Origin of the sequence: Pseudoalteromonas sp. Cn5-37 (assembly GCF_021532495.1) — a bacterium.
In the GTDB taxonomy this organism is placed as follows: Bacteria; Pseudomonadota; Gammaproteobacteria; order Enterobacterales; family Alteromonadaceae; genus Pseudoalteromonas; species Pseudoalteromonas simplex.
This window is the reverse complement of sequence record NZ_JAKGBA010000050.1, coordinates 1-11,362: the sequence shown is the minus strand read 5'-3', so window position 1 is coordinate 11,362 and position 11,362 is coordinate 1. Positions and strand designations below refer to the sequence as shown.

Genomic DNA, 11,362 nt, shown 5'->3' with positions numbered 1-11,362 from the left:
CTTTAATCTCGTGTAGTTTTTTTAACTGGCTGCGAAAGTCAGCTAGCCTATCTTTTGTGGCTTTAATTTTTGTGACGTTAGCTTGCTCTTTATCGGCTTCATCAAGTAATTCAAGGTAACGTTCAATATTCTTTTCGACTCGGTCGATGTGGAATTTAACTTTGCTTGGCGTAAAATTATTGCCTTTGTTGTTGCTAGCTTTAAACTTACTACCATCGATGGCAACAACTGGTTTCTCAAACATATTCAGACGACGGCAGACTTCAACAAACGTTTTGCACACATTTTTTATACCATCTCCGTTGTCTTTTCTAAAATCAGCAATCGTTTTAAAGTCGGGTGCCAACTTACCAAGTAGCCACATCAGTTCAATATTGCGTTGGCATTCGGTTTCTAATCGGCGGGATGATTGAATACGGTTGAGGTAACCATAAAGATACAGTTTTAATAATGTGGCTGGATGATACTTAGGGCGGCCTGTGGACTTTAAAGTTAACCCTTTAAACTCCAATTCAGCTAGATTTAGTTCCTCAATGAAAACATCAATCACTCTGACCGTATTATCTTCACTGACGTAGTCTTCCAACGATTCTGGAAATAACGTTGATTGGTCACGACTTTCACCGCTTATAAACTTTGACATACTGCCTCAACCCTCAACTGAATCAATAGTCTTATTATATAAATATCAGTATATTAAGTGAACTAAATGTATAGATTAATAGATCATAAGCAGAACATACTTAGACCAAAAGGTGATCAGAGTTTTCACACAGTCTGTGCCATAATCCGACCTTGAGACACATAGAGATTAAGACTGCAAAGATACGAAAGCGGAAGTTAGCTTTGGCCTGTTTAACGACAAATATTCCGACAAAGCAGTCATGACTATTAGTTTATTGTTAAATCTAATCTTTCTTTTCGTTCATCTACTCAATAACCCCACGCTAAACGTGACTTTAGCGTGGGGTTAGAGTTCACAGTAATTTTATCTGGATAGCTCTTTTATTTTTTTCTCTGAAAACCAGCGATATAAAACAGGTAAAACAAATAATGTTAACAGTGTTGCAGTTACCAAGCCGCCAACAATAACACTCGCTAATGGGCGCTGTATTTCTGCACCAACACCATTAGACATTAACATCGGTATCAAACCTAAAGCTGATGTTATAGCAGTCATAAGTACAGGTCTTAATCTTGAAGTAGCGCCTTCAAAAACGGCTTTAGATGCTTCTAGACCGTCTTTAATACGTTGGTTGATACTTTCTACCATAACGACCCCATTCAATACCGCTACACCAAATAAGGTAATAAAGCCAACGGAGCTTGGTACAGACAAGTATTGTCCAGATAAATATAAGGAGAAAACTCCGCCAATTACAGCAAGCGGCACGTTGACCAATATCAGCATAGCTTGACCAACAGAGCCAAAAGCAAAGTAAAGTAACAATGCAATTAGCGCTAAAGATAGAGGTACAACGATAGCTAGTCTGCTTTGAGCACGCTGCTGGCTTTCGAATTGGCCACCTATTGCTACCGAGTAACCTGAAGGTAGGTCAACTTTCTCAGCAATAACTTTTCTGATGTCGGCTACTACACTACCCATATCTCTATTCTGAACGTTTGCTTGAATAACGACACGCCTTTGAACATCATCGCGCCTTACTTGAGGAGGACCTGATTCAAATGAAACAGTTGCAACATCACCTAAGCGTACCCAGGCGCCTGTTGGTGACTGAATTCGAATATCTGAAATAGCTTCCTTATTTTGTCGGTACTCTTCTTCAATACGCACGTAAATATCATAACGTTCATTGCCTTTGATGATTTGTCCAGCTTCAACCCCTCCAATACCATCTCGCACAACTTCCATTATATCAACAACTGAAAGTCCAAAGCGCGATAGCTCTTGCCTATTAGGTTTTACGACAAGTTGCGCTTCACCTGCAATTTGCTCAAGAGCAACATCTCTTGCACCATCAACACTCTTTATAGCCGCTTCGATCTCTTGTCCTTTAGCTGCTAAAACGTCTAACTCAGGGCCAAATAACTTTATCGCCAACTGAGCTTTTACGCCAGATAGTAACTCATCAACACGAGTCGCAATAGGTTGAGAAAAGTTTAGTAGTAAGCCAGGAAACTCCTCTAAAGATCTCTCCATTTTCCCTTGAAGTTCATATCGATTAGATGCACTGGTCCACTCAGAAACAGGCTTCAACCCTATGTAAATTTCTATGTTATTCACAGGCTCTGGATCTCCACCTATTTCGGCTCGACCAATTCGGCTTAATGCATAGGTTACTTCAGGAAAAGCCATTAGTTTTTCTTCTAGAATTGGTGCCACAGTGAGCGCGGTATCTAAACTGGAAGAAGGTGCCAGCGTTGCTCTTAAGTTTATCGTCCCTTCTTCTAACTCAGGTACAAATTCAGTACCAATTAATGGAACTAATGCAAAGGCAGAGAAAACTAATATAAGTGCGGCTGAAATGACTAACTTGGTGCGTTTTAGTGCGAATGTAAGCCCTTTTCTGTAGAGTTTGTCTAATGGCCTAAGAACAAAGCTTTCCCTCTCTTTTACACCTGACTTAAATAAATAAGTTGCCAGTGCAGGTACGATAAACAACGCAACCACAATCGCAGATACAACGGCTAAGATGATGCTTATTGCCATAGGTTGGAATAACTTTGCTTCAACCCCTTCAAAGCTGAACAATGGCGCAAATACGACTAAAATAATCGAGGCAGCAAAAAAGACGGGACGAGCCACTTCTTTACCTGCATTTTGCAGACGTAATTTAATGCCGTGCTCATCGTGTTCTACATCGTGCGGATCTGCGTCAGAAGTTGGAACACGTTCCTTTACCGATTTCGAATGTGTCGCGTCAGGTCTATTTAAATGTTTAAACATATTTTCAACCATAACCACTGAGCCATCTACAAGCATACCAATAGCGACCGCTATGCCACCCAGTGACATAAGGTTTGCAGAAATGCCCCACCAAGCCATGATCATTAACGCGATACCAATTGAAATTGGAATAGATATTAATACCAAGAAGGTTGCACGTAAATTCATTAAAAATAGTGCTAATACAATACAGATGAAAATAAATGCTAGTAATAGTGCATCAACCACTGTATTTACCGCTTTTTCAATCAAATCAGCCTGATCATAAAAAGGCTCAAAGCGAACACCTTTTGGCAATGCTTGATTAATTAATGGAATTCTTGCATTGATACCATCAATGGTGGCTTTAGTATTTGAACCCATGCGTTTTAAGACAATGCCAGAGACAACTTCGCCTAAATTTTCGACTTTACCGTCTTCGGTTTTGCGCGTCATGGTGACAGCACCTTGACGAATTTCACTGCCCATTTCAACTTTAGCAATATCTGAAACCGTAACAACCGTACCATCTACTGTTTTAACGGGAACTTGTTTGATATTACTGATGCCAGCCTCACCACTCTCAAACCAGCCTGTGCCTCTAATCACAAGCTGCTCTTGCCCACGGTTCATGTACCATCCGCCAACATTCGCATTGTTGTTATCTAGGGCACCAACAACGTCTTCTTGCGTTAGTTCATATGCTAAGAGCTTAGATGGATCGACATTGACTTGGTATTGCCTAACATTACCACCAAAAGATAATACATCAGTGACTCCATCGACAGGCATAACGAGTAACTTAACAATCCAATCGTTAAGGCTTCGAAGCGCCATAGCATCATAACCTGCACCTTTATCTGAAATAAGAAGATACTGAAATACTTGGCCCAGCCCAGAGGTGTTTGGTCCCATTTCGGGTGTCCCAACACCTTCTGGTATCAGTTCTTTTGCGGCTTGAAGACGCTCAAATACGAGTTGTCTTGCAAAGTAAATGTCGGTGCCTTCTTTGAAAACAACCGTAACGCCAGACAAGCCTGTTTTAGAAATTGAGCGCACTTGTTCTACATCAGGTAGGGCATACATTACCGCTTCAATGGGGTACGTAATGAGTTGTTCAACTTCTTCAGCAGCCAGTCCTGGCGCTTCAGTATTTACAGCAACTTGAACATTAGTAACATCAGGAAAGGCATCCAAATTTAATTTTGGGATCACCATAACTGCACCAACCATAGTGGCAAACAGCGCAATCAAAATCAGGAGTCTATTATTAACAGACCAATCTATTATTTTATTAAACATAGTCTTGCTCCCTAGTGGTTGTGCGGATCAAATCCGCCTTTAGCGATTTCAGACGCAACAAAAAATGCGCCTTTAGTTACAATTCGCGTTCCACTATCAAGGCCAATGATTTCTCTAAAACCACCTAAGGCTCGGCCTAGTTCTATTTCTACAGCTTTAAATTCTCCAGGGTGGTCTTCGACAAATACTGTCCAATCACCATCTGCGCTGCGGATCAATGCTTCTTCTGGCACAGCCATCACTTTCTGCTTTGTGGCAAACTGAAAGTAAACTTTTACAAACATGCCTGAATGAAGATTATCATTCGAATTATCTACTCCTAACCTAATAATTCGAGTACGAGTAATAGGGTCAATTGTATGGGCTTCTTGGATAACTTTGGCATTGTAACTCTGGCCTTCTAATTTAAGTACCGCAGGAGAATCAATTGATAAATTTAGCTTTTTATTTGGAGAAACTTTTGCTTCAACCCATAGTTGTTTTTCATCTGCTAACAACATTACTGAATCACCAGCATCAACACGTTGCCCTTGGATAAAATCGTCTTGAAGTACAACCCCTTCACGCTGAGCAATTAATGTATATTGCCCAAACGCTTTTATGTCTTTGTTAGAAATGCCATCTATTGCTTTTTCAGTTAACCCTAAAGCAATAAGCTTCCCGTAACTCGCATTGTATGTAGTCTCTGCTTGTAATAATCTACTTTCACTCACCGTCTTGTTACCCAGCTTTTTCACACGTTGCCATTCGGTTGAAGCGATTAAATAGTCAGCCTGTGCTTGTGCCATTGCTTCACTAAATAATGTAACTAACTTCTGACCTATTTCTACATGCTCTCCAAGCGCTGCATGGCGACTAATAATGACTGACTCTGTACGTGGCGATACCACATAACTTTTATAGCCATTAGCTTTTATTTCGCCTGGTGCATATACGGTGCTAAATTGATATTCAGGCTTAACACTTTCCACTTTAATGTTAGCAAGCGACATCTTCTTTGGATCAATAGTGATACCTTCTTCATGTCCTTCTTCTCCCTCTTTATTACCACCTTCATGGCCGTGCTCGTCATGGTCACCTTTATCTTCTTCATGTCCCTTTTCGTGTTCATGCTCATCTTGATGTTCTTTTTCTTCTTGTTTCGAAACGTTTGTGACAGAACCAGTTCCATCTGACGACTGTGCAAAAGCATCATGATTTGTAGTAAACCCAACTAACAGGCAGCTAATTACTACGGCTAAAAATTTTTTACTAATTACTGTATTCATTTTTGTAACCTATATTTTTAATAAATTTAAGATTTCGTTTTTCGCTACTGAAAAAACAAAGCGCTCAAATCTCAAATTTGGATAACTGACCCATACTTAAAATGAAGGATATTTCTGCAAGCTTGAATTGATTTTCCAAACGTATTCCTGCATGAAGCCCTTCCGCACGTTGATTTAATGCAAGTAAGTAGTCAGAAGTATTAATGTCACCAGCTTCCCAGCGCTTATTTAATAAGTTTTCGCTGCTATCTAATCTGCCTTTTGTCAGTTTTTGCCATTGCTCATAATATTTTTTACTGACAATAAGCGATTCATAATTAGCTTTTGCTTCAAATGACTGCTTTCGATAAACCGACCGAAAGTTAGCCTCTGCTGCAATTGCTTCTGAATAAGCGGCTTTAACAGTATCTGAATAGTTATTTCTGATATTTAAAGGCATTGAGAAAGTCACGCCAATCAAGTCTTCATCTCCACTTTTCCCTGCGTTAACTCCAATGGTTGGATTGGCTTTAGATTCCATAGTGGTTAGTTGAGCTTTAGATTGTTTTATCTTCCATTGCGCTCTAGCGAGTTTAACTTTTGGATGTTCCTCAACCCACTGAGAGTTAAATGAATAGTTTGTTGCTCCAAAAGTAAATGAAAACAAATTGGTAGTATTAGGCGTCCAATCAGGCAATAACTCCTGAACATTTACCTCTGCATTTTTCAAAGCAATTTGCGACTCAGATATTTCACTGAAAACTTGGGACAAGTTTAAATAAACCAGTTCAGCGTCAAGTGGCTCTAAAAGTCCTGCTTTTCGCTTATCTTCAATAATTCCAACGAGCGTTTGTAATTGATTTTCTCTTACTGAAAGTAACTGAGCCACCTTTTTTGCTGCTTGCCAATTAACTATTGCAGTTAAAGCGTTAGCCTTTTTAGAATCGAGTAGAGATAACAATTGTTGCTGGTTTGCATAAACACCAATTTCACCAATGCTTTTATTTGCTGATTGCTTATCCCAAAAATCAATCGTTTGACTGATACCAATAGAATAATTATCAAAATCACCCTCTTTTTCATAGCTTGCTTCAAGCTCTGGGTTATATACGGCTTTAGTTAAGCTCTTGGCTCTATGATTACTTGCATTAAGTAACTCTTTAGCCGCAACAACTTCGGGATCTTTATTTATTTGACTATCTAGCCATGAAATACTTTTCTGTTTGGCATAAGTGGCAACTGAAAAACTCACAGCCATACATAAAGACAGGACTAAACCTGCATTTTTTAAATATATATACATAAAAATTCTTAATTTTAAAATTAATAAACACGAAACCTTTATCCATTATTAAAGGATAAATAGGTCATTAAAAATTAATCTAATTAAGAAATAGGCGGACGAAGTATCGCTTCATGAAAGGTACTTGTTTGATCAATTTGATAAGGCGTTTTATTGATAATGTTTAGTTTGCCCGTGGTATTTGAATTACTGACTAAAATCCAAGATAAGTGGCTGCCACTGCAATGTCCGCAGTGATGACAATCTTTTTCATTATGCTGCTCATCACCTACATTATCATTTGAGACATTTCGATCATCTGCATGATCATGTTGAATTTGAAGGTGCTCTATATCTATTTGGTGATTCTCAGGTGTTGCGGATACAACAGCAGTTAACGATTGCAAAACAATCGAAACGACTAATAGTATTTTTAACGCAACATTGAATTTCAAAATAAACACCTACTTAAATATGAAAAATTATAATATCAAAAAAAGGTTTTCTAAACTAGCCATGCGCATGTTTTTCATGCTCGTCACGGCAAGTTTCTTGAGGAAACTCAAACTCAATGGTTGTATGAGATAAATTATAAGAAGAAAGTTCCTTAGCCACTTGTTGTTTTAGCCTAATTAATTTATCAACCTCAAAGTTATGGGCTAACTCTAGGTGAGCAGTTAATACGTGACTTTCCCCGTCTAATGACCAAAAGTGCATATGATGAATCCCATTAATTTCAGGTATAGCCTTTATCGCTTTTTCAATATTATTCTGCACTTCTTCATCAGGTGTAGCTTGAAGAAATAGTGCCAATGTTGTTTTCAGGTTTTTCAAAACGTTAAACAATATAAACAGTGTAAAGCCTATAGAAAGCAAAGGATCTAATATTGGTAGATCTACAAAAAGCAGCACGATAGAAACAATTAGGACTGCAACCCAGCCAAGTACGTCTTCAAGCAAATGCCACGTAAGTACTTTTTCGTTCAGCGTTTTACCCGCTTTTAGTTTAAATACTGCATACCCATTAACAGCAACCCCAAGTAATGCAAGACCCAACATTCCTTCAGCCATTGGCATTTCAGGATTAGATAATCTTGGTATTGCTTCAAATAGCACCCAGACAGAACCAATAACTAATACAATACTGTTAATTAATGCGCCAAACAGGGTAAGACGACGATAGCCATAGCTAAATCTATCGGATGCTTCTTTATCCGAGAAACGACTCAGTATCCAAGCGAATCCTATAGATAAACTGTCACCCAGGTCATGTACAGCATCAGCCATAATAGCGGTACTGTTGGTTAGCCAACCACCAATAAATTCGATAATAGTAAATGAAACATTAAGGAAAAATGTCCAACCTATACGGTCGTCTTTTCCATGCGAATGGCTATGGCTATGATTGTGCATTTTCCACCTCAAGAACTTTTAAATTTCTTACATTGACTACGTTAAAATTGATAAAGTGACGGATCACTCGTTGATACATCCAACGTTTGATTCCTGATAAGTTAGTTCCTTTTTCGAGATAAAACTCATCAGGGGAATTATAAACACCAAAATCATCATGAATACCTTCTTTTTGTATATAGGTATCTTGACCACGCCAATCTGTATCTGGCGAAGAGAAACACTTTGTTGCAACACCATAACCACAAAATTCGTTTTTTATTTGACTAAATTTGTGCTGTAGTGAACTTAAATATTGTTCATCTAATATAAAGCCTTCTAAGTTTATCCAACGATCCTTGAAATAAACTTCAATCCAACTATGAATGATATATTTAGGTGCTAACCAAAATACATAAGTTGGAATAGCTCCTTTTTGTAATCGCTGCTCAATAGTAAAGCCGTGAAAACGACATTGAATACCTAATCCTCGTAACAAAGCCATCAGCAAGTTACCCTTGGTATTGCATTGTCCGTAACCATCGGCTAAAACACTGCTTGCTGAAATATCATCACTCTCATTGTAACCAAATAATATTTCATCTTTAACAAATTGGTAGGCTGCACCAATTTTGTTGAAGTCATCGAGTTCTTGCCAATTACGCTCAGAAATTAATGATTGAATTGTAGAGTGTTCAAAATTTACTATCTTGGTTTTTTCTAGATATTTGCTATTCATTGATGTTTCCTTACTTTGAACAACCAAAGGTTGATTGTTTATCTTCATTTGGTGTTTAACGTGTTTTCTCAGCAACAGCTAATTCTTGTTTAGCATCGCTTAGTATTCGGTAAGCGCCTCGAAGAATTAACATTGAAATGATGCTACCAATGACGATATCAGGCCAACGCTGTTTCAGCACCATAACGAGTATGCCTGCGATAACGACACCAAGATTTGCAATTACATCATTCGCTGAAAATATCCAGCTAGCTCTCATATGTACTTCATCGTTGTTGTGCTTTCGAATAAGGATGAGACAAATCACATTTGCAACTAAAGCAACCATGCCTACGCCAATCATAAACCAAGAGTGAGGCTCACTTTCACCATACAGCCTTCTAGCAATATCCATTAGAATTAGCACGCCTAACCCCAGTTGGAAATAGCCACTCACTAAAGCAGCATTAGCCTTATGTTGGATTGACTTTCCCACCGCGTATAGTGCAATTGCATAGACGATTGCATCCGCTAGCATGTCTAACGAATCTGCAATTAAAGCCGTTGATTCTGATAACCAACCAAAGCCAATTTCAAAAACAAACATCGAGGCATTGATAGCCAGAAGCCAATAAAGCACCGTTTTTTGCTGGTTATCTTTTAGCTCAACTTCACACCCACAATCGCTCATTTTCATCTCCGATTAACTTGTATGCTCTAACTATAAATCCTATAGTGACTATAGGGTCAAGTTTATTTGGAAATTTTATGAAAATTGGTGAGTTATCGAAAACATCGGGGTATTCAGTACAAACCATCCGATATTATGAAAAGGAGGGCTTGCTGTCAGATCCTGATCGCACTGAAGGGAATTTCAGGTTGTATTCTAATAAGGCATTTAAAGAGCTAGAGTTCGTAAAGCATTGTCGAAGTTTAGATATTCCGCTTAATGATATTAAGCGACTCATTGAATTAAAAAACAAGCCAGAGGAGAGTTGCTCTAGTGTAAATGCATTAATTGATCGGCAACTAACTTTAGTTAATCAACGAATGAAGGAATTGAATGCACTCAAAAAAGAGTTAAAACTAATGGCAAGCTCTTGCGGGTCTGACGGTACAATTGAAGTCTGTGGCATTATCAAGTCATTAGATAGTTGAACTAAATATAACTTTAGATTAGTAGTATTCACAAAGGCAATAATGAAAACCATTGGCAAATTAGCACAATCATTAAATTTAAATGTAGAAACCATTCGTTTTTATGAACGAGAAGGACTGATTACACAACCTGAAAAACCAATATCTGGTTATAGACAATATGACGAATCAATAGCAGGACAACTTAGGTTTATCACAAAAGCCAAAGCGCTCGGCTTTACGTTAAGAGAAATAAAATCGCTAATGTCTATGGACAGCAACTGCGCTCAAGTTGAGCTATTAAACCGACAAAAGTTAGCAATCATTCGAGATAAAATTAATGACCTTCAACGTTTAGAGAAAGTAATTGTGGGTATGACAAATACCTGTATGCAAAACGAAGATCCAACACATTGCCCCATAATTGACTCATTAAAATGATTGACTCCGTACTTGTATACGGAGTTTAGAATGATGGTAATATCAACCAATAGACTTTCAAATGATAAATAAAATATTAGACAGAGTAGGCTCTAGTGGCGTTTGGCTAGCGGCACGGCCTGCCTCCCTGCATTAAGGTCACTTGCATCGGCATTAGGACTAGGCTTCTTCTCTCACTTCGAAGGAATAGCTGTAAATACGCTTTTACCTATTTTTGCATCTTTGGAACTATTGGTAAACTTATACAACTGGCACAAAAATAAAAACCATACCAGAGCTGTCTTCAGCATTCTAGGGCCTGTAGCAGTGCTATTAACGCTTTATCCTCTTTGGCTATATGATTGGAGCACATACCTATTTTACTTTGGTATTTGCTTAATGGTCGTTATGTCGGTTTTGGATATCGTAAAACCAGTAAGGGAGCAAACATGCAACGTATGGCTAATTGCCGTCGTTGAAACGATTAACGGTCAATGTCTGCTTTTCGCTCAAAGCCGACCTATAGAGTAATTACGTTAACACGTTTTGGGGCAAAAGCTTGTTAGAACAAAAGGCAGACTGAGACAAATAGCATCGAAAAGTTTCGAACTTTATTGTCATGGTTTTAGTATTTATTGTCGAGTTTCATACTTTAATGTTATGCATACTTAAAAGTGTAACATCTCCTTTAATGGTTAATATCTGCGGTTGTAAGGGTGAACTGAACTAAAGCATAGTTCTTATAGAGGTAGTACTTTCTGTGCTGATTGGAATCTAACAGAGGCGATGTTGCCAAACTCATTTCTGCCCCTTTTCGAGTTAGCAAATTGCATATTTTGCAAATTGGTTTTGTCGGATAGACGACACCTGTTACCAAGTGTCGCCCTCCTAAGAACCGTACGTGCAACTTTCACTGCATACGGCTCAAGCCTTCACGAAGGCACCTAATTGGTACCCAGCAACTTATAAAGCAGCGA

The 11,362-nt window shown here is 38.4% G+C and carries 11 protein-coding genes; 3 read left to right on the top strand and 8 right to left on the bottom strand.

The features are described from left to right. The 8 genes from L1266_RS21270 to L1266_RS21235 all read right to left on the bottom strand — a co-directional run. A partial coding sequence (locus L1266_RS21270; protein WP_235378308.1) for a transposase occupies nucleotides 1-643 on the bottom strand: 643 nt, incomplete at its 3' end. Between the two features lie 345 nt (nucleotides 644-988). Then, the gene (locus L1266_RS21265) at nucleotides 989-4,189 is read right to left on the bottom strand and encodes an efflux RND transporter permease subunit (protein ID WP_055022222.1); all 3,201 of its coding nucleotides are present in this window, start codon (nucleotides 4,187-4,189) and stop codon (nucleotides 989-991) included. Nucleotides 4,190-4,200: 11 nt separating this feature from the next. Further along, nucleotides 4,201-5,457 (bottom strand): efflux RND transporter periplasmic adaptor subunit, encoded by a 1,257-nt coding sequence (locus tag L1266_RS21260; RefSeq protein WP_235378307.1) that lies wholly within the window; start codon nucleotides 5,455-5,457, stop codon nucleotides 4,201-4,203. Nucleotides 5,458-5,521: 64 nt separating this feature from the next. Next, on the bottom strand, nucleotides 5,522-6,739 hold the full coding sequence (locus L1266_RS21255; protein WP_008468875.1) for a TolC family protein: 1,218 nt from the start codon (nucleotides 6,737-6,739) through the stop codon (nucleotides 5,522-5,524). Between the two features lie 83 nt (nucleotides 6,740-6,822). Continuing rightward, a complete protein-coding gene (locus tag L1266_RS21250; RefSeq protein ID WP_230237179.1) occupies nucleotides 6,823-7,182 on the bottom strand; it encodes a hypothetical protein in 360 nt (119 codons plus the stop codon). A gap of 46 nt (nucleotides 7,183-7,228) precedes the next feature. Next, on the bottom strand, nucleotides 7,229-8,131 hold the full coding sequence (locus L1266_RS21245) for a cation diffusion facilitator family transporter (RefSeq protein WP_004588886.1): 903 nt from the start codon (nucleotides 8,129-8,131) through the stop codon (nucleotides 7,229-7,231). After that, nucleotides 8,118-8,849 (bottom strand): transglutaminase-like domain-containing protein, encoded by a 732-nt coding sequence (locus L1266_RS21240; RefSeq protein ID WP_004588887.1) that lies wholly within the window; start codon nucleotides 8,847-8,849, stop codon nucleotides 8,118-8,120. Before L1266_RS21240 ends, L1266_RS21245 begins: the two co-directional genes overlap by 14 nt. A gap of 55 nt (nucleotides 8,850-8,904) precedes the next feature. After that, nucleotides 8,905-9,519, bottom strand: coding sequence for a cation transporter (locus L1266_RS21235; protein ID WP_004588888.1), 615 nt, complete (start codon nucleotides 9,517-9,519; stop codon nucleotides 8,905-8,907). 77 nt (nucleotides 9,520-9,596) lie between these two features. Here L1266_RS21235 and L1266_RS21230 point away from each other — a divergent pair, with 77 nt between their 5' ends. The 3 genes from L1266_RS21230 to L1266_RS21220 all read left to right on the top strand — a co-directional run bounded on the left by L1266_RS21230 (nucleotide 9,597) and on the right by L1266_RS21220 (nucleotide 10,916). Then, entirely contained in the window at nucleotides 9,597-9,986 is a 390-nt protein-coding gene (locus tag L1266_RS21230; RefSeq protein ID WP_004588889.1) for a Cd(II)/Pb(II)-responsive transcriptional regulator, read from the top strand. A 42-nt stretch (nucleotides 9,987-10,028) separates the two neighbouring features. After that, on the top strand, nucleotides 10,029-10,406 hold the full coding sequence (locus tag L1266_RS21225; protein ID WP_004588890.1) for a MerR family transcriptional regulator: 378 nt from the start codon (nucleotides 10,029-10,031) through the stop codon (nucleotides 10,404-10,406). 102 nt (nucleotides 10,407-10,508) lie between these two features. Next, nucleotides 10,509-10,916 (top strand): MerC family mercury resistance protein, encoded by a 408-nt coding sequence (locus L1266_RS21220; protein WP_235374293.1) that lies wholly within the window; start codon nucleotides 10,509-10,511, stop codon nucleotides 10,914-10,916. The last annotated feature ends 446 nt before the right edge of the window (nucleotides 10,917-11,362 follow it).